The sequence below is a fragment of the Dyella flagellata genome, assembly GCF_030160275.1.
Taxonomy (GTDB): Bacteria; Pseudomonadota; Gammaproteobacteria; order Xanthomonadales; family Rhodanobacteraceae; genus Dyella_B; species Dyella_B flagellata.
This window is the reverse complement of sequence record NZ_BSOA01000006.1, coordinates 37,590-54,780: the sequence shown is the minus strand read 5'-3', so window position 1 is coordinate 54,780 and position 17,191 is coordinate 37,590. Positions and strand designations below refer to the sequence as shown.

The following is a 17,191-nucleotide window of genomic DNA, read 5'->3' as shown; positions in this document are numbered from 1 at the left end:
GCGCTGCTTAGCCCAGCTTGCCATCCGCGCGCGGGGTCAGATAGATCCACAGCGAACGCAGCACCCACGGTAGAAAAGCAACCAGCCATCCGCAGGCGGCGATCACCAGCCACGTGAGCCGATCGCTGCCAAGCTCCGCACGTATGCGCAGCACCACCACGATCTGCAGCAGTGCGAAGCACAACCAGGGCACGGCCGTCATCTGCAAAGGCCGCCCTGAATGACCATGCGTCACGCGCGTCACCATGGCCACCAGCATCGACCCGAAATAGCCGACGGCCATCACGTGCAGGGGGGCGAAGCCAAGGATATTCGCGTGCCGGATCACCAGCCATGCGCTTTGCACGGTGTAGAGCGCAAAGGCGAGCGGCAACCATGCAAAAGACAGGTGCAGCGCGGCCAGCAGGCCGGGACGCATGCTTTTCCAGGGCTGCCAGGCGCACGCGTGCCACGCGAAAATGCAGGCAAGCGGCGCATCGGCCAGCCATAGCCATGCGTTGCGGTTGAAAAGCTCCAGCAGCAGGTGGGCGAGCACCAACGCCCATACCAGCGGCACGCTCCAGGCGGGCCGACGCACCACGTAACCAGCGGCCACGTTACCGCTGAAGAACGGAATCATGCGGTGGGAAACGGTGAAATAGATCGGCAGCAGCAAGCCGAACGTGCCAAGCTTGACGGCTACCAGGCCTGCCATGGGCGGCGAGCCGAACAGGTACGCCACGAACGACAGCAAGCCGGCCGTGCCCAGGGCAAGCGCGGCCAGACATGACCATGCATGGATATTGCGCTGTTCGGCGGCGAGCAGCACTTTGCCCAAGATCACGAACGCAGTCACGTAGCCCACGAGCATCAGCTCGACTCCGACGCTCAGCAGCCATGGCCAGCCAAGCAAGCCCAGGTGGGCAAACAGATAGCCACCAAATACCGCACCGGCCACCGGCACGTAGTGCGCACGCGACAAGGCAGGCCGATTCAGCCAGCGCGGAAATACGGTCAGCAGGAAGCCGAGCATGAACAGGGGCAGCATGCCGTACTGCATCAGCATGGCATGAGCCCAGACCGGCGAGATGGCTGGCGATGGCCAACCGCTCCAACCAAAGCGCCATGCCGCCAGCTGCAACGCCCACCAGCCCATGCCGGTCAGCACAGCCAGTGCGCCGGCAAAGAACATCAGGCGATGAGGAGCTGTGAACAACATCGGCCATGGTGCGGCCGATGCCTCGGGTGGGTGGAAACGCGGATCATTCATCATGGCGTGATCAAACAGCAGAAGCGGGGACGCTCGTCAGCCCGACAGTAGGCTGCGGCCTATCTTGCGCAGCCGCACCGGATCGCGCAGCACCAGCATGCGGCCATTGACGTCGATCAATGCTTGCGTACGAAACCGGCTGAATACGCGGCTTACCGTTTCCGCAGCCAGGCGCAGGTAATTGGCGACGTCGCCGCGCGACATGCTTAGCCGGAAATGCGTACCGGAGAAGCCGCGTGCGGCATAGCGCTCGCCGAGATCGACCAGGAACGCGGCCATTCTCTCGTCGGCGCTGTAATCGCCGGCAAGCAGGCTGGCGCTACCAAGCTCCTTGCTGATCAAACGGAACAGATGCTGTTGCACTGCGGGCAGGCGCGTGGCCAGCGCGCTCATGGCTGGAAACGAAAAGCGGCAGAACTGCGCGTCTTCCAGCGCCACCGCATCGCACGGGAAGCGATCCGGGTAGATCGCGTTAAGGCCGATAACCTCGCCGGGCAGGTAAAAGCCGAGCACGTGCTCGCGTCCTTCCTCGTCGACCAGGGAGGTTTTCACGGTGCCGGCCCGGACCGCATAAATCGCGCGGAACGGGTCGCCGGTGCGAAAGACGTATTCGCCTTCGCGGTACGAACTGACGTGCTCTACCAGGCAGTGCAGTTCGGCCAGCTCTTTTTTGCCGTAGCCCACGGCGATGCACGCGCCGCTAAAGGCGCAAGTGTGACAAAAGTGTTCGGCATCGCCGTCGTCGGCGATCGGGCTTGGTGGTTCGGGCAACTTGCCGACTCTGTTTTCTGAGCGCATCGCTGTGCATGAACCTATGTCGGCATCGGCATTCATATCGTACGCGAATACCTGGTGAAGGGCAGTTTCTGCCCCAGATAGGCATCAAAGCGCATGGCGATCGTGCGCAGCAGCAGCCGCCCTCGCGGCGTGGCGCGTATGAGAGGCATGTCCAGGACGATCAGGCCGTCTTCGGCCAGTTGCCGCAGCTGTTGTACTTCGGGCGCGAAATACTCCTCGAAGATCAAGCGGTGGCGCTGGCCGAATGCAGCTGTGTCCAGCTCGCCGTAGCACATCAAATGACCGATCAGCTCGCGGCGAATGATGTCGTCCTCGTTCAGGGTCAGTCCGCGCATGATCGGCAGGTGCCCGGTATCCAGCGCGGCGTAGTAGTCGTTGAGGTCCTTCGCGTTTTGACAATAGCTGTCGCCGATGCGTCCGATGGCGCTGACCCCAAGGCCGACGATGTCGCACTGTCCATGTGTCGAATAGCCCTGAAAATTGCGCTGCAGTGTACCCTCGCACTGCGCGCGCACCAGTTCGTCACTCGCACGTGCGAAGTGATCCATGCCCACGTAAACGTAGCCGGCCCCGCCGAGCAGCGACAGTGCGCGCCCGAGCAAGGCGAGCCGGGTGGCCGGGTCGGGCAGTTCGGCCGTATCGATCTGACGCTGGCTCTTGAACAACTCCGGAAGGTGCGCATAGCCATACAAGGCGATGCGATCGGGCGACAATGCGATCACCTCGGCGAGCGTCGTCTCGAAGCCGGCCAGGGTCTGCCGCGGCAAGCCGTAGATCAGGTCGATGCTGATGGAGATGAAACCGGCCGCGCGTCCCGCTTCCAGTACTTCCCGAGTCTGCGCCACACTCTGGATACGGTTAATGGCGCGCTGGACGTCTGGATTGAAATCCTGCACCCCGACGGAAAGACGATTGAAGCCCAGTTCGGCCAGTCCACGCACATAGTCGCCATCGGCGAAACGTGGATCGAGTTCCACGCCGAAATCGCGCCCTTGCCACACAGCAAAGCTGAAATGCCTGGCCAGCGACTCTGTTAATTCGCGCATCCGCGCCATGTCGAGGAAATTGGGCGTACCTCCGCCAAAATGCAATTGCTGCACGGGCCGATCGCGATCGAACAACGGAGCAAGCAATTCGATCTCTCGGTACAGCCGTTCCAGATAGCGGTCAGCCTTGCCAATGTCGCGGGTGATGACGCGCTTGCAACCACAATAGAAGCAGGGGCTGGTGCAGAACGGCAGGTGGACGTAAAGGGACAGCGGCCGCGGAATCGGTTCTTCGTTCGAGGCGCGAATCGCCGAACGCAAGGCTTTTTCGCCGAAATCTTGCTGGAAATGCGGTGCGGTAGGGTAGCTGGTGTAACGAGGTCCGTTGCCGTCGTAACGGGCGATCAGCGCCGCATCGAATTCGGGAGGAGGTATCGCGCGGCTCATTTGCGCAGTGTGATGGAACCGACCCAGGGCACGCCTTGATCCAGATCAATCGATCGAGGGATGCCCTGGTCGCCAGGCCATGGATGGCCAATCCCAGCAAGGCCGTGTCAGGGGGCGCAGCAATGCGGCTCGGCCACGCCAGCCGAGCCGGCCGTAAAGTCTCGATAAGCTTTTAAGGCCTTCAACGCCCACATTTCGCCCACGCAGCCGCCCATGGTGGCGGCGATGGCCAGGACTTCGCCCAGCTCGGCTTCGGTGGCGCCGTGGGTGACGGCCTGCTGCACGTAGAACACGATGCACGGTTCGCAGCGGGCAGAAATCGACCACAGCATGGCGCCCAACGATTTCTGGCGTGCCGGCAGTGCGCCATCCGTGAAGATCGCGGTTTGGCGCATCTGCTGGATATGCCGGGCGACGCCGTGGGTGAGCTGGTCGAAATCGCTCATCAGGTCGAGCGCGGGATCAATGGTTTTCAAGGACATTCGCGATGCCTCTCAATGCTGGACGGAGGACGGATAACCGGCTGCGGCCGTCGCTTGCATCAGTGCAGCCGGCTGCGTCTTGGTGTCGTCGTAGCTGATCGTGACCGTCTTGCGCATCAGGTCGGGGGTGATATCGCCCACGCCGGCGACTTTCTCCAAGGACTTTTTGATCGTGACCGGGCACACCGGACAGGTCATGCCTGGCACGGCGAGTGTGACCGTGCGGGTTGCGGCCATACCGGCCATGGGAATGACACCCATCAGTATCAGGGCAAGGGTAGCTAAGGTTTTCATAGTGGGTTTCCTCAATAGAACCAGGGCGCGGCATAGGGAAAGCCGAACGCTATCAACACCAGGGCTGCCACGATCCAGAACAACGCCTTGTAGGCCCTGCGCACCGCCGGAACGGCACAAACCTGATCCGGCGGGCAGGTGCCGGCTGGGCGAAAGATGCGCCGATAGGCAAAAATCAAGGCCAGCGCCGAAACCAGCAAAAAATAGGGGCGCAACGGTTCCATGCGCGTCAGTTGACCGATCCAGGCGCCACTCAGCCCGATGCTCACCAATACCAGCGGCCCCAGGCAGCAGGCGGAAGCGAGGATGGCTGAGAGGCCACCAATGGCAAGGCTGCTCTTCTCACTGCGGTTTTGCGCCATGACGGTGGCCGAAGGGTGGGGAAACCGGTGTCGTGCAAGCCTACTTCCGTAGTTGACTACGGAGTCAACCGCTAGGCTAGGCGATAAACCGTTAGGCCGGGTTTACCCGAGACGACGTTCCGGCTGCAGGCGGTTCAGCAGCCATGGCAGCACGACGGCAAGCAGGTAGAACTTCGAAGCGAAGTATTTGTTGTGCAAATGCTCTCGATGCGCATCCAGCCAGGCGGGCGCACCGGGAAGCAGACCCTGTGCCTTGGCGTCGACGGCAAACTGACGTACGCAGTCATAGCGCACTCGCGCGAGTGCGCACACGTTGAAACGGAAGCAGCCCTTTTTCGTTACGTAGGGAAGATTCAAAAAAGACCGCGCAATGTGCTTGCGTACCAGGATCTTGTTGGTGCCGTCCGGCCCGATGAGATAGTCGTCGGGCACCTCGTGCGTGAGCCATTGGCCGAGCCGTGCGTCGCAATAGGGGTAGGCGAGCGGCATGGCTACGGCGCTCGCCGTATACAGTCCTTTGCCAAAGCTCGCCGCCTCGACGATCGCCGCGGCAATGCGCCGGCGATCGGCCACCGTACGCGCCGCATGGATAGCGGATAGAAAGGTATCCAGGCGTTGCCGGGAGCGCGCGGCGATGGGTTCTCCAAACAGCGCATCGACTTCCTGGTCACTGAAGCGCGAGCCTGGATAGAAGCGCTCGAACGCGCTCATCTGCATGGTGCTCAAGGCGTAGCACAGGCGGAAGCTGTGCCGGACGCCCCACAGGTTGAACAAGTTGGCCGGCAGCGCGAATTGCTGCGCCACGACGCGGTAGATCTGGTGGCGCCAATGGCTCGGCATGCCGAAATACACATCCGATCCCAATGCGTCGAGCACCCCGTCGCCGCCATTGCCACGGATCTCGGTGACCAGGTCCAGATACGACAGCGTGGCAAAATCCGCAGTCAGCAATGGTATCCGCTGCACACGTGCGAGGTAACGGTCATAGGCTCGCCCGGGATCGCAAACCAGTGCCTCATGGCGCAAACCAAGATTGCGCGCGACCCACTGCGCCGAAGCCAGTTCGTTCTCCTCGCGACCGCCAAGATAGGTGATGCAGGTGACATCCGGACGCGCGTCGGCCAAGGCAATCGCCATCGAGGTGGAATCCTTGCCGCCGCTTTGCAGAAACCACGGTTGCCGCATGCGGGCAGTCGTGTGCGTTATGGCCGCACACAATAGCCGGTGATAGGTTTGCACCAGCGTGTCGCTGTCGCTGGAAGAGCATCCTGGCCGAGCATTTTTCGGCCACGCCGACAGCGTTGTTTGCAACACCGGATCGTTATGACTGTCCTGCGCGGGATAGTCGTCCGAGAAAATCAGCTTGACGCGGCGATAGACCGAGTGCGGCGGATAGACAAAGGCGTTGCGCAGAAGATCGGCGATCGACACCGGATCGAACGATGCCCGGTCTTTCGGGAGCGCATCCACCATCGAAAAATCGATGTCTCGCGTATCGGCGCGCACACGCAGTGCCAGTGGGGATGTGCATTCTTCATACAATGAAGAGGCGACAGATGCCATGGCTGAGCCCCTCATGGGGTGCGATTCGGTGACGTCATGATGTGACGGCGGATCAAGGTGACCAGGCTGCGGCGCAAATAGCGCACAAAACCCACGGCATGTGCGATATACAGCTGTCTGCGGCCCAGCAGCCCCTGCTTATGCAAGGTATTGCGTACGTCCACCGCGGCCCGGTACATGGCGGTCAGATCGCCGCTCAGTCCGCCGGCACCAAAAGGCGGCTTGTGCCAGGAAGCCAGGACCTGGTTGAGCCGGGCACAACGGTAGCCGGACAGCAGGATCTGCGCCCACAGCATGAAGTCCTCGGCACGGCGCCGGTTCTCGTCAAAGCGGAACGGCAAGTCGCGGCGCAGTACCACGGAGGCCGTCGGAAAGGCACTGCGAAACAGCGACAAGCGCTGCGGGGAAAGCCGGCATTGAATGGGATACCGCAGCGCCGGCGCGTACTTGTCACGCGCTTGTACGTTCATGTCGTGCGCGATTAGCGCGATTCGCGGATCGTCTTCCACGGCCTGCATTTGCAAGCGGAGCTTATGCGGATGCCAGCTGTCGTCGGCGTCCAGGAAGGCAACCCAGGGCTGGGTTGCGTGGGCCCAGCCCCAGTTGCGTGCCGCCGAGGGGCCGCGATTCTCGGACATGGCTAGCACCTTGATCCAGCCCGCCGGGTAACGCCGCGCAACATCCGTCAACCGCGCCAGCGTGTCATCGCCGCTGCCATCGTCGACCAGCAGCACCTCTACGGGACGCAGCTTCTGGTTGGCCACCGAATTGACGGCCTGCTCGATCGTGTGCGCGCATCGGAAACAGGGCACGACGACGCTTACCGGTGCCCGCAGGTCCTGCCTGAGGCCGTTCATCTTGAGGATCGCCCCGGCGATCGGGGCGACCGGTTGCCCCAAGGCCTTGGCGCTGCCCGTTACCGTTCGATAGGACATCAAGAGCGCTCCCCCCCACCCGCGGCCCACCTCCCGGTGCGCCATAAGGCAATGAACCTCGCCATGCGATGCAGGCATCGCATGCAGGACGTATCCCCTATTGGGTACCGGGCGGTAATGTGAGTCTAATCACATTTTTGTCGAGCTTTGGTGTAAGCCCGAGAGTTTTGGCCTGAATTTTTACTTGCGCGTAGCTGTCGACAGGGTGATGGCGCCGCGCCTAGTCTCTTGCATCGATCCAGCTCAAGCACACCCTCCGCGCAGGTTCAAAGGCAGCGCGGAAGAGGTCGCGTTTGCCCGCCAAAATACGAAACGCTGCCGGGTGCTCCTGTCATCGCTTGCGCACGGATAAATTCACGCACGGATGATCGCCGGACGCGCATTTTTGCTGATGCGCCGAAACGCGCTTTCCCGCTAACCGTGCTCGAAGGAGGGTCATGATGAACACGCTTTCCAAAGTCGTGGTGTCGGTCATAGGTACGTTCGTTTTGAGCGGCGCCGTGCTTGCGCAATACAGTACGCCGAGCAGTTCCTCAAGCAGCATGAATTCGACGGGCAGCATGCACAGCGGCATGTCCGGCATGAAAGGGATGCACCACGCCATGCAAGGCATGCACGCAATGCCTGCCACGGTTACGTCCGTGGATTCGAAAACCGGCATCGTGGAAGCGGATACCGAAGGCATGAATCTCAAGCTGCATTTCCCGCCGGCCGCTGTGGCGGACCTGAAGGCGGGCGACAAGATCACCTTGCACATGGGATTCAGCAAGCCGTGACGGCTATCCGGGGCACTGGGTAGCGGATTATCCAGTGCCATCGCCTTGAATGCGCGGTCAAGGGCGGAGCTGCGTTGGTGCAGCCCTTGCGTAGGTGGAATTGCTCCACCGCGCATGTCCCGGCCATGGCCGAGGCGAAGCAGGGGCGAAATCCTGCGGTGTGATCCAGGGGTCATCCCCGCCAACCTGCGCGCAAAGTGCAGGTGTAATCCGTCTTGCTCGATGGTGAGCTGCTTGATACGGCAGCCGATCGAAGTGGCATGTGATGTATTTTATTTGGACGTCTATACGGCCAAATGAAAGATAGTAAAACCACAAAATAACCGAAATTTTACGCGTGAAGACCACTCACGCGGTCGGGGTGTAATTTAGCTTCGATTTATTTTATGTGAACGAAAACATCAATTCACATTTGCAATTTCACTGCCCGGTGACCGATCTTATACGTACCGTTGACGAAAACGACGGGCTTCCTTAGGTGAAAATTTCAGTTTGGGTCGCGCTGATAAGCGCGCAGGGGTTCTTTTATTATGCCGAACACGGGCAATGCACAAGTTTTTAACTTCACATTTCGTCGCAAGATCTTGACGGCTGCTGCCTCTCTTGCGCTGGCCGCCGTTGCGCTGCCGGCATCCGCAACCAACTGGTGGAATCCGACGCCGACGATATCGATCGGTTCCGCTTCGCTCAACGTCCGTAACTTCGGCGCCATGGGCAATGGCTCGGCGGACGATACCGCCGCCATCCAGGCCGCCGTCAATGCCTTGCCGTCGACGGGCGGTACGATCGAAGTGCCGGCAGGCACGTACATGATCAACGCGCTCAAGGGTGTCAGCCTGCGCTCGCACACGCGCCTGTTGCTCGATACCGGCGCAACGCTGCAGGCCATCCCGAACAGCGCTACGCGCTACTGGGTAGTGAAGGCGTGGAACGTGAACAACGTCGAGATCGCCGGCGGCACCGTTCTCGGTGAACGTTCGCATCACCAGGGCACCACCGGTGAGTGGGGCTATGGCATCAATGTCTCCGGATCGAGCTACGTCTATGTCCACGACATCTCGGTCGCCAATTGCTGGGGTGATGGCTTGGCAGTCGGCGCGACAGGTTGGGGCGCCACAGTAAAGCCTTCGTACAGCGTCACGCTGAACAACGTTAAATCCAATAACAATCGCCGCCAGGGCCTGTCGATCCTGCCGTCGACGCAGGTGTATGTGGTGAACAGCAGCTTCACCGGTTCCAATGGCACGTTGCCTCAAGCCGGCATCGATATCGAGCCGCAGACGCAGGGCGTCACCCAGAACGTGCGCCTGGAGAACACCACGCTGTCCGGCAACGTGGGCAATGGCCTGGAAGTGCACCTCAACGTGTCCGGCCTGAGCTTGAACAATGTCACCGCGCAGAACAACCATGGCTTTGGCGTGTACACCGGCGGCCCGAACGGCGTGGTGATCACCAATAGCAACATCACCACCAACTACCTGTTCGGCATCTCCATCTCCAGCAACACCAACAACGTGCAGATCTCGGGCAACACCATCGAATGGAACTACGCGCTGTGGTTCTACCAGCACAACCAATCGCCCTACAACGAAGGCTGGAGCCCGCGTGACATCTCCATTGCCAGCACGGCTACGAACGTGGCGGTGTCCAACAACACCATCTCGCCGATGAAGTGATGTAATCCCTGGCAACTTGCCTCCTAAACCCTCTCCCTGGCGGAGAGGGTTTTTTCTTCGTGCTCCATGAAGTGGGGTTGGATGCACGACGAATGGATGGCTGTTTTAAATGATTTGGACGTCTAAATGAAAATAATAAATTCATTCGGACGGCCGTATTTATATGCGCCAAGCTCATCCATGCCGTCGGGTGAGTTTGGGTTTGATTCATTTTCTGCGAGCGAAAACATCAATTCACATTTGCAATTTCACTGCCCGGTGACCGATCTTATACGCACCGTTGACGAAAACGACGGGCTTCCTTAGGTGAAAAATTCAGTTTGGGTCGCGCTGATAAGCGCGCAGGGGGTTCTTTATGCCGAACACGGGCAACGCACAAGTTTTTAACTTCACATTCCGTCGCAAGATCTTGACGGCCGCCGCCACTCTTGCTCTTGCCGCCGTTGCTCTGCCGGCATCCGCAACCAACTGGTGGAATCCGACGCCGACGGTGTCGATCGGTTCCGCTTCGCTGAACGTCCGCAATTTCGGTGCCCTGGGCAATGGCTCGGCTGACGATACCGCCGCCATCCAGGCCGCCATCAATGCACTGCCCTCCACCGGCGGCACGGTCGAGGTGCCGGCCGGTACCTACATGATCAACGCGCTCAAGGGCGTCGGCCTGCGCTCGCATACCCGCTTGTTGCTCGACACCGGAGCGACGCTGCAGGCCATTCCCAACAGCGCCTCGCGCTATTGGGTGGTCAGGGCCTGGAACGTGAACAACGTTGAGATCGCCGGCGGCACCGTTCTCGGTGAACGTTCGCAGCATCAGGGCACCACCGGCGAGTGGGGCTACGGCATCAATATTTCCGCCTCCAGCTACGTCTACGTTCACGACATCTCCGTGGCCAACTCCTGGGGTGACGGCCTGCTGGTTGGTGCGTCCGGTTCGGGCGCCACGGTGGTGCCTTCGTACAGCGTCACGCTGAACAACGTCAAATCCAACAACAACCGTCGCCAAGGCTTGTCGATCCTGCCGTCGAACCAGGTGTATGTGGTGAACAGCAGCTTCACCGGCTCCAACGGCACGTTGCCGCAGGCGGGCATCGATATCGAACCGTCGACGCAGGGCCCGACCCAGAACGTGCGCCTGGAAAACACGACCTTGTCCGGCAACCTGGGCAATGGCCTGGAAGTGCACAACAACGTGTCCAACCTGACCTTGAACAATGTTACGGCGCAAAACAACCAGGGCTTTGGCGTGTACACCGGCGGCCCGAACGGCGTGGTGATCACCAATAGCAACATCACCACCAACTACCTGTTCGGCATCTCCATCTCCAGCACCACCAACAACGTACAGATCTCGGGTAACACCATCGAATGGAACTACGCGTTGTGGTTCTACCAGCACAACCAGTCGCCCTATAACGAAGGCTGGAGCCCGCGTGACATCTCCATTGCCAGTACGGCTACCAACGTGACGGTGTCCAACAACACCATCTCGCCGATGAAGTGATGTAATCCCTGGCAACGGGCATCCCAAACCCTCTCCCTGGCGGAGAGGGTTTTTCTTTTGCGCGAGGCTAATCGGCTGTCGATCCGTGCCGGGCTGGTTCGTCGTATCGGCGGGAGCGGGATCTGGTCCCGGCTCCGTCACCCTTATGGAGATATGACAATGCGCTTTCTATCGATAGTACGGATCAACGAGAACTCTGGCCTGCAGCCCAGCGCACAGCTGATGGCCGACATGGGCAAGCTGTTGGAGGAGACGACCCGGGAGGGCAAGATGATCGACACTGCCGGGCTCACGCCCACGGCCCATGGCACCCGCGTCCGGCTGTCTGGCGGCAAGTTGACCATGGTCGATGGCCCGTTCACCGAAGCCAAGGAAGTGATCGGAGGCTATGCCGTGCTGGAAGCGGATTCCAAGGAAGAAGCCATCGAGCTGACCAAACGCTTTTTGAGGGTGCATGGCGATGAATGGGAGGTCGAATGCGAGGTGCGGCAACTGGTGATGCATGGGGATGTGTGCGGGTAACACACGCTAGGGAATGCTTAGCTGACCGGTACCGGGTAGAGCCTGCTCCGGGCGCTTGATTCGGGGCGCATTCCAAAGCATGGAGCTACGCGGCAGCCCATAAAAAAACCCTCTCCGCAAGGGAGAGGGTTTTTGGGCTACTCATTCAGATAGCGCTATCACTTCGTCCGCAGCGGCGAGACCAGGTTGTTGGACTGCGTTACGTTGCCTGCGGTGCTGGCGATGCTGATGTCGCGCGGCACCCAGCCTGGGGTGAAGATCGACACGTTGTGCGTATAGAACCAGGAGTCGCCGTTCCAGTTGATGGTGTTGCCCACGAGCTGCACGTTTTGGGTGGTGCCTGCGATACCTACGCCGTACATGTAGTTCTGGCTCAGCGTGCTGTTGGTGATCGTCACGCCGTTCGGGCTGTTGGTGAACACGCCGTAGCCGCGGTTGTTTTGCGAGGTCACCTTGTTCAGCACGAGGCCTGACACGAAATCATGCACTTCCAGGCCATTGCCCACGTTGCTGGCCAAGGTGTCGTTTTCCAGGCGGATCGTATCGGTGGTGCCCTGCGTCTGCGGCTCGATGTCGATGCCCGCTTGCGGCGCGGTACCGTTGGAGCTGCTGAAGCTGCTGTTCACCACGTATACCTGCGTCGCCGGCGTGATCGACAAGCCCTGGCGGCGGTTGTTGAAGGAGGTGACGCGGTTGAACGTGATGTTGCTTGACCGGACCAGTGTGCGGCCTGAACCCGTTCCGCCGATCAGCAGGCCGTCGCCCCAGGAGTTGGAGACGTGGATGTCGTGGACGTACACGTTGCTGGAGCCGGAGATGTTGATGCCATAGCCCCACTCGCCATAGGTACCCTGGTGTTGGGTGCGTTCGCCGACCACATTGCCGCCGACGATCTCGACGTTGTTCACGCCCCACGCCTTCACCACCCAGTAGCGGGAGGCGCTGTTAGGAATGGCCTGGAGATAGGCGCTGCCAAACAGGTGCAAGCGGGTATGCGAGCGCAGGCTGATGCCCTTGAGCGCGTTGATCATGTAGGTGCCATCCGGCACTACAACCGTGCCGCCCGTGGAGGGCAGGGCGTTGATGGCGGCCTGGATGGCGGCAGTGTCGTCTGTCGCGCCGTTGCCCATGGCGCCGAAGTTACGGACGTTGACCACGGCGCTGCCGATCGACACCGTTGGCGTCAAGCTCCACCAGTTGGTGGCGGAGGCGGGCAGTGCCACCGTGGCAAGCGCCAAGGAAATGGCTAGTGACGTTAAAATTTTGTTACGCGAGATGAAAGGGCGCGAGTTTCCCGATTTGCGGGCAAAACGACCCTCTGCGCCTGACGGCGCCGGCTTGGTGTACATGGAATTGGCCCCTGTTTTGTTTTGTTTCTAGCGTTGATTTATGACCACGAGTTGTGGTTTACCGCATGGTTAAGATGCGTCATGCATGCATGAAAGCGCAAATGTGAATTGCTGGTTTCGTTCACAGTATTCAAACAAGATGTCCACGATTTCTCGACATCATGGGCCGCTTGGCAATCGCAGGGGCGTTTTGCGCGCGGTTTAGCCATGAGAAGTGACGCCAGCCGGCGAAATGTTTAACTTCCGTCGAGGAAGCATGGATTATGCTGCCCCTTCGTTCTTCACACATTGGCTGCGCGGGGGCGATGATGGCAAACCCGGTGAGGCTGAGTGGCATCGAGCAGCAAGTGCTTGCGCAACTCGAAGGCCATGCTGCCATAGCAAGCTGCGATGCATGCGCGCCCTTTGGCGTGCTGGCGGCTTCGTGGAAGCTGGGAACCGTGCATCAATTGGTGAATGCGCTGCTCACGCTCGTGGACAAGGGCTTGCTGCGCCAATGCGACACCTTGTCGTTCGGCCTGACGGTAAAGGGGCGCGCAGCCTTGCGCGCCGTTCGCGCAGAATCGCCACAGGACGTAACCGCGCAACTGCCGCAGTGCGCCGATGAAACGAGCAGCGACCTGGCCGAATCCGTGGTCCTTGTGTAAAACGCTTGCCTTAGCAGGTATCCGCTGCTTTCCTCTGGAGTAGTGAAGGGGTGTCCAAGGGCTGTCTTGCCCACTAACCCTGCGCATGCGATCTTGGTATCGCCAATACCACTCTTTACTCAAGGCTCCGAGGACGCCATCGGCGTAGCGCGGCCAACCAACGCAGGCCCATACCTCCCTTCCCATGCCCGCCTTGCCCGAGTCGCTTCCTATCCAGCACGCCAGTCAAAGGGCCTTGGTCATCATCGCCACCGGCGTGCTGCTCGCACTGCTGTACCTGGGAAAGGACGTGCTGGTCCCGATCATCCTGGCGGTGATCCTGGGCCTGCTGATGGCCCCGTTCGTACGTCGATTGCAGCGGCTCGGGCTGGGGCACGCCTATGCCGTCTTCATTTCCGTGCTGGTGCTGGCTTTGTTCGCCACCGGACTAATGACGGTGATCGGTTCCCAGATCGTGCACCTGGCGGGCAGCCTTCCGCAGTACGAAAGGACCATCCAGGCCAAGCTGCAGATCCTGCATGACGTAACCATCGGCCGCCTCCAGGCGATGCGCGGCGAGATGGGCAAGGTGGCCGGCGCGCTTGGCGCCACGAGCGGTGCGGCGGGGGCAGGGCAGAATGCGTCGGCCATGGCCACCTCCGCTTACGTCGCGCCGATTCAATTGCCGCCCTTGAGCGGGGGGCCGTGGGATGCGATCCGCGGCGTGCTGTCATCGCTGTGGAGTCCTTTGGAAACCGCCGGCATCGTGCTGGTGGTGCTCGTCTTTGTCCTGCTTGAATACGAATCTTTGCGCGATCGCTTCATCCGCGTGATCGGCGGCACCGACCTGCGCGCCACCACCGTTGCGATCAATGACGCCGGCGGGCGTCTTTCCCGCTTTTTCGTCTCGCAGTTTTCCGTCAATTTTGGCGTCGGCTTCGCGATCTGGTTGGGTTTGGCGGTGATCGGACTGCCCAACGCCTTGCTCTGGGGTGTGCTTACCGCCGTACTGCGCTTCGTGCCTTATGTCGGCGTCTGGTTGGCGGCGCTGCTGGCCGGTTTGCTCGCCGCGGCGGTTACTCCGGGGTGGTCCCTGATGCTGCTGACCCTGGGCTTGTTCGCGCTGGTGGAATTGGTGGTCAGCCAGCTGGTGGAACCGCAGCTCTATGGCCATGCGACCGGCCTGTCGCCCTTGGCCGTGGTGGTGGCGGCGATCTTCTGGAGCTGGCTGTGGGGTCCCATGGGTTTGGTGCTATCCACCCCGATGACCTTGTGCCTGGTGGTGGCGGGGCGACATGTCAGGGCGCTTACCTTGTTCGAGATCCTGTTGGGCGACGCACCGGCGCTGACCATGCCGCAGCGCTTCTATCAGCGCGCCCTTTCCGGCGATTCGGACGAGATCATTGCCGAGGCGCGCGTTTTCCTGCGGCAAAAATCCTTCGCCCGCTATTGCGACGTGGTGTTGTTGCCGGCATTGCAGCTCGCCCAGATGGATCTGCGCCAGGGCGCCATCAACCCGGATCAACTGCACAAGGCCCGCGCCGCCGTGGTGAGGGTGATCGAAACGTTGGGCCGGGAAACGCCTGCGCAGCCGCGCTGGCGTCGCCGCACCTCGGTGCTGGACGACGACAATATCGGGCACTACCTGCGCCAGCAGCGCGAGCGCATAAGCGGGCGCTGGCAGGGGCCGTTGGCCGTGGCGCCTGGATCCATTGTGCTTTGCCTGAGCAGCGGCGTTCGCGAAGACGACTTGATCACCGAGATCCTGGTGCGCGTGTTGCGTGACCTGCATATCGACGCGCGCCATGTTTCCATCAAGGACATCGAGGCGTTCCAGCAGGAACGTCCGCCGGAAGCCACCCCCAATGCCGTATCCATGGTGCACGTCGTGATTACCGACATCGCCAATGAATGGGAGCCGGGCGATGCCGTTGCCAAGGAAGTGCGGCAGCGGCTTGCCCAAGCCACGATCGTGGCCGTGCTGCTGCCCAACTTGCTCGAAGCCCCGGCGCTGCCGGAGACGGGGCCGCATGTCGACCGCGTTGCCAAATCCTTCGAAGAGGCGGCGCAGTTCGCGATCGAAAAAACCATACCCTAGTGACGTCTTTCCCGCGCAAGCGGGAATCCATTTTCACGAATGCACTGGAATACTTGCATAATAATCATACAATATGATTTCATTGCAGGCCTCTTGATCGCCGCGCCGATGGATGGCGTGCACCAGGTTGGGGCTGAAGCATGACTCGCACCATCACTCGACATGCCTTGATCGCCGCGGCCATCGCCGTAGCGCTCCCTTTTGCACGTGCCGCCGACGCGCCGGCGCAGCCCGCGCCAAGTAAACATGCCGCGGCAGCACACATCGAAGGTCCTTTGCTGCCCTCAGGACCGGATCCCTGGGTGACCCAGCGCAACGGCGTCTACTATTACACCAGCACGGAAGGGAACCGGATCTCGCTGCGCAAGACGAAGGACGTGGCCCGCCTGGCCGATGCGCGGGCGGTAGTGGTTTGGCGGCCACCGGCAAGCGGACCCAACTCCAGCTCGATCTGGGCGCCGGAACTGCATTACCTGGACGGCAAGTGGTACCTGTATTACTCCGCGGCCGACAAGGCACATGACGACGACGCGCATCGTCACGTTTTCGTGCTGGAAAATGCCGCGCCAGATCCCATCCAGGGCAGCTGGCTCGACAAAGGCATGCTGAAGACACATCTCACCGGTATCGACGGCACGGTGTTCGAGCAGGGTAGCAAGCTTTATTTCGTCTATTCGGCGTATGTCCAAGACCACAGCGACCTGATCATTGCGCCGATGACGACGCCGTGGGCCTTGGGCGAGCCTCAGGTGGATATCGCCCATCCGAGCTACGCCTGGGAAATGCAGGGCGGGCGCAAGATCATGGAGGCGCCGGAATTCATCCGGGGGCCGCGCGGCAGCTTGTTCCTCACTTATTCGGCCAGTGCATGCTGGTCGGACGCTTATGCGCTGGGGCTGTTGCAGGCCGATGCCGGCGCCGACCTGCTCGATCCCGCGGCGTGGCACAAGTCGCCCACGCCGGTGCTGGCCAGCTCGGCCAAGCTCGGTTTCTATGCGCCCGGGCACAATGGTTTTTTCAAGACCGCCGACGGGCGGGACTGGATCATCTTCCACGCCAACGCCGGTCCCGGTTGGAAATGCACGCCGCGGCGCGCGCCGTACATCATGCCGTTTCATTGGGATGCGCAAGGGCGGCCGGTGTTCATGCCGTAGCACCGGTTGCCGCGTAGGCTGGGATTATCGTTCCAGCCTACACGCCATTCACATCCTTGGATTGGCGAATGGTGTAAATGTGCGTTGGTTTGTCATCTGTCTACGAGCCACGGAGACCCCAGCCATGTCCGATCACGTCTACAAGACCGTTGAGCTGACCGGTTCCTCGAAGACCAGCAGCGACGAAGCGATTCGCGGCGCCATTGAACGGGCATCCAAGACCATTCGCGATATCCGCTGGTTCCAGGTGACTGAAACCAGGGGGCACGTGGAGAACGGAAAGGTGGCTCACTGGCAAGTCACCTTGAAAGTGGGCTTTACGCTCGAATAGCCGCGCTTTGCTCGATGACATACGCGTGGCGTAGGCTGGGAT

General features: G+C 60.9%; 17 protein-coding genes. 8 read left to right on the top strand and 9 right to left on the bottom strand.

From position 1 onward, the window contains the following. Positions 1-7: 7 nt before the first annotated feature. The 8 genes from QQJ96_RS04760 to QQJ96_RS04725 form a co-directional block, all read right to left on the bottom strand. A complete protein-coding gene (locus QQJ96_RS04760; protein WP_284330963.1) occupies positions 8-1,249 on the bottom strand; it encodes an NnrS family protein in 1,242 nt (413 codons plus the stop codon). 36 nt (positions 1,250-1,285) lie between these two features. After that, complete coding sequence (locus tag QQJ96_RS04755; RefSeq protein ID WP_284330817.1) at positions 1,286-2,047, bottom strand: cyclic nucleotide-binding domain-containing protein; 762 nt, start codon at positions 2,045-2,047, stop codon at positions 1,286-1,288. 32 nt (positions 2,048-2,079) lie between these two features. Further along, positions 2,080-3,480, bottom strand: coding sequence for an oxygen-independent coproporphyrinogen III oxidase (gene hemN, locus QQJ96_RS04750; protein ID WP_284330816.1), 1,401 nt, complete (start codon positions 3,478-3,480; stop codon positions 2,080-2,082). 107 nt (positions 3,481-3,587) lie between these two features. Continuing rightward, positions 3,588-3,962: a carboxymuconolactone decarboxylase family protein gene (locus QQJ96_RS04745; protein ID WP_284330815.1), complete on the bottom strand. Its 375-nt coding sequence runs from the start codon at positions 3,960-3,962 to the stop codon at positions 3,588-3,590. Positions 3,963-3,974: 12 nt separating this feature from the next. After that, positions 3,975-4,256, bottom strand: a complete 282-nt coding sequence (merP, locus tag QQJ96_RS04740) for a mercury resistance system periplasmic binding protein MerP (protein ID WP_284330814.1) — start codon at positions 4,254-4,256, stop codon at positions 3,975-3,977. 11 nt (positions 4,257-4,267) lie between these two features. After that, the gene (gene merT / locus QQJ96_RS04735; protein ID WP_284330813.1) at positions 4,268-4,618 is read right to left on the bottom strand and encodes a mercuric ion transporter MerT; all 351 of its coding nucleotides are present in this window, start codon (positions 4,616-4,618) and stop codon (positions 4,268-4,270) included. A 102-nt stretch (positions 4,619-4,720) separates the two neighbouring features. Beyond that, on the bottom strand, positions 4,721-6,181 hold the full coding sequence (locus QQJ96_RS04730; RefSeq protein WP_284330812.1) for an asparagine synthase-related protein: 1,461 nt from the start codon (positions 6,179-6,181) through the stop codon (positions 4,721-4,723). Positions 6,182-6,192: 11 nt separating this feature from the next. Then, positions 6,193-7,116 carry a glycosyltransferase family 2 protein gene (locus QQJ96_RS04725; protein ID WP_284330811.1) on the bottom strand — a complete coding sequence of 308 codons (924 nt, stop codon included), beginning with the start codon at positions 7,114-7,116 and terminating at the stop codon, positions 6,193-6,195. A 437-nt stretch (positions 7,117-7,553) separates the two neighbouring features. Between QQJ96_RS04725 and QQJ96_RS04720 the strand changes: the two genes are divergently transcribed. The 4 genes from QQJ96_RS04720 (at position 7,554) to QQJ96_RS04705 (ending at position 11,591) form a co-directional block, all read left to right on the top strand. Further along, on the top strand, positions 7,554-7,892 hold the full coding sequence (locus QQJ96_RS04720) for a hypothetical protein (protein ID WP_284330810.1): 339 nt from the start codon (positions 7,554-7,556) through the stop codon (positions 7,890-7,892). Positions 7,893-8,422: 530 nt separating this feature from the next. Continuing rightward, complete coding sequence (locus QQJ96_RS04715; protein WP_284330809.1) at positions 8,423-9,568, top strand: right-handed parallel beta-helix repeat-containing protein; 1,146 nt, start codon at positions 8,423-8,425, stop codon at positions 9,566-9,568. A 355-nt stretch (positions 9,569-9,923) separates the two neighbouring features. Further along, positions 9,924-11,069 (top strand): right-handed parallel beta-helix repeat-containing protein, encoded by a 1,146-nt coding sequence (locus QQJ96_RS04710; protein WP_284330808.1) that lies wholly within the window; start codon positions 9,924-9,926, stop codon positions 11,067-11,069. Between the two features lie 159 nt (positions 11,070-11,228). After that, positions 11,229-11,591: a YciI family protein gene (locus QQJ96_RS04705; protein ID WP_284330807.1), complete on the top strand. Its 363-nt coding sequence runs from the start codon at positions 11,229-11,231 to the stop codon at positions 11,589-11,591. Between the two features lie 158 nt (positions 11,592-11,749). On the opposite strand, the gene QQJ96_RS04700 is transcribed toward QQJ96_RS04705, so the two are convergent. Beyond that, a complete protein-coding gene (locus QQJ96_RS04700) occupies positions 11,750-12,814 on the bottom strand; it encodes a right-handed parallel beta-helix repeat-containing protein (protein WP_284330806.1) in 1,065 nt (354 codons plus the stop codon). Positions 12,815-13,203: 389 nt separating this feature from the next. Between QQJ96_RS04700 and QQJ96_RS04695 the strand changes: the two genes are divergently transcribed. The 4 genes from QQJ96_RS04695 to QQJ96_RS04680 all read left to right on the top strand — a co-directional run bounded on the left by QQJ96_RS04695 (position 13,204) and on the right by QQJ96_RS04680 (position 17,149). After that, on the top strand, positions 13,204-13,587 hold the full coding sequence (locus QQJ96_RS04695; RefSeq protein ID WP_284330805.1) for a hypothetical protein: 384 nt from the start codon (positions 13,204-13,206) through the stop codon (positions 13,585-13,587). A 235-nt stretch (positions 13,588-13,822) separates the two neighbouring features. Next, complete coding sequence (locus tag QQJ96_RS04690; RefSeq protein WP_284330804.1) at positions 13,823-15,664, top strand: AI-2E family transporter; 1,842 nt, start codon at positions 13,823-13,825, stop codon at positions 15,662-15,664. A 140-nt stretch (positions 15,665-15,804) separates the two neighbouring features. Next, positions 15,805-16,818, top strand: coding sequence for a glycoside hydrolase family 43 protein (locus QQJ96_RS04685; RefSeq protein WP_284330803.1), 1,014 nt, complete (start codon positions 15,805-15,807; stop codon positions 16,816-16,818). Positions 16,819-16,942: 124 nt separating this feature from the next. Further along, entirely contained in the window at positions 16,943-17,149 is a 207-nt protein-coding gene (locus tag QQJ96_RS04680; RefSeq protein ID WP_284330802.1) for a dodecin, read from the top strand. The last annotated feature ends 42 nt before the right edge of the window (positions 17,150-17,191 follow it).

Coding starts and splice junctions, on each gene's coding strand:
- merP (WP_284330814.1), bottom strand. CDS start 4,256: ATGAAAACCTTAGCTACCCTTGCCCTGATACTGATGGGTGTCATTCCC.
- QQJ96_RS04725 (WP_284330811.1), bottom strand. CDS start 7,116: ATGTCCTATCGAACGGTAACGGGCAGCGCCAAGGCCTTGGGGCAACCG.
- QQJ96_RS04720 (WP_284330810.1), top strand. CDS start 7,554: ATGATGAACACGCTTTCCAAAGTCGTGGTGTCGGTCATAGGTACGTTC.
- QQJ96_RS04685 (WP_284330803.1), top strand. CDS start 15,805: ATGACTCGCACCATCACTCGACATGCCTTGATCGCCGCGGCCATCGCC.
- QQJ96_RS04705 (WP_284330807.1), top strand. CDS start 11,229: ATGCGCTTTCTATCGATAGTACGGATCAACGAGAACTCTGGCCTGCAG.
- QQJ96_RS04695 (WP_284330805.1), top strand. CDS start 13,204: ATGCTGCCCCTTCGTTCTTCACACATTGGCTGCGCGGGGGCGATGATG.
- QQJ96_RS04680 (WP_284330802.1), top strand. CDS start 16,943: ATGTCCGATCACGTCTACAAGACCGTTGAGCTGACCGGTTCCTCGAAG.
- QQJ96_RS04760 (WP_284330963.1), bottom strand. CDS start 1,249: ATGAATGATCCGCGTTTCCACCCACCCGAGGCATCGGCCGCACCATGG.
- QQJ96_RS04755 (WP_284330817.1), bottom strand. CDS start 2,047: ATGCGCTCAGAAAACAGAGTCGGCAAGTTGCCCGAACCACCAAGCCCG.
- hemN (WP_284330816.1), bottom strand. CDS start 3,480: ATGAGCCGCGCGATACCTCCTCCCGAATTCGATGCGGCGCTGATCGCC.
- QQJ96_RS04745 (WP_284330815.1), bottom strand. CDS start 3,962: ATGTCCTTGAAAACCATTGATCCCGCGCTCGACCTGATGAGCGATTTC.
- QQJ96_RS04710 (WP_284330808.1), top strand. CDS start 9,924: ATGCCGAACACGGGCAACGCACAAGTTTTTAACTTCACATTCCGTCGC.
- QQJ96_RS04730 (WP_284330812.1), bottom strand. CDS start 6,181: ATGGCATCTGTCGCCTCTTCATTGTATGAAGAATGCACATCCCCACTG.
- merT (WP_284330813.1), bottom strand. CDS start 4,618: ATGGCGCAAAACCGCAGTGAGAAGAGCAGCCTTGCCATTGGTGGCCTC.
- QQJ96_RS04715 (WP_284330809.1), top strand. CDS start 8,423: ATGCCGAACACGGGCAATGCACAAGTTTTTAACTTCACATTTCGTCGC.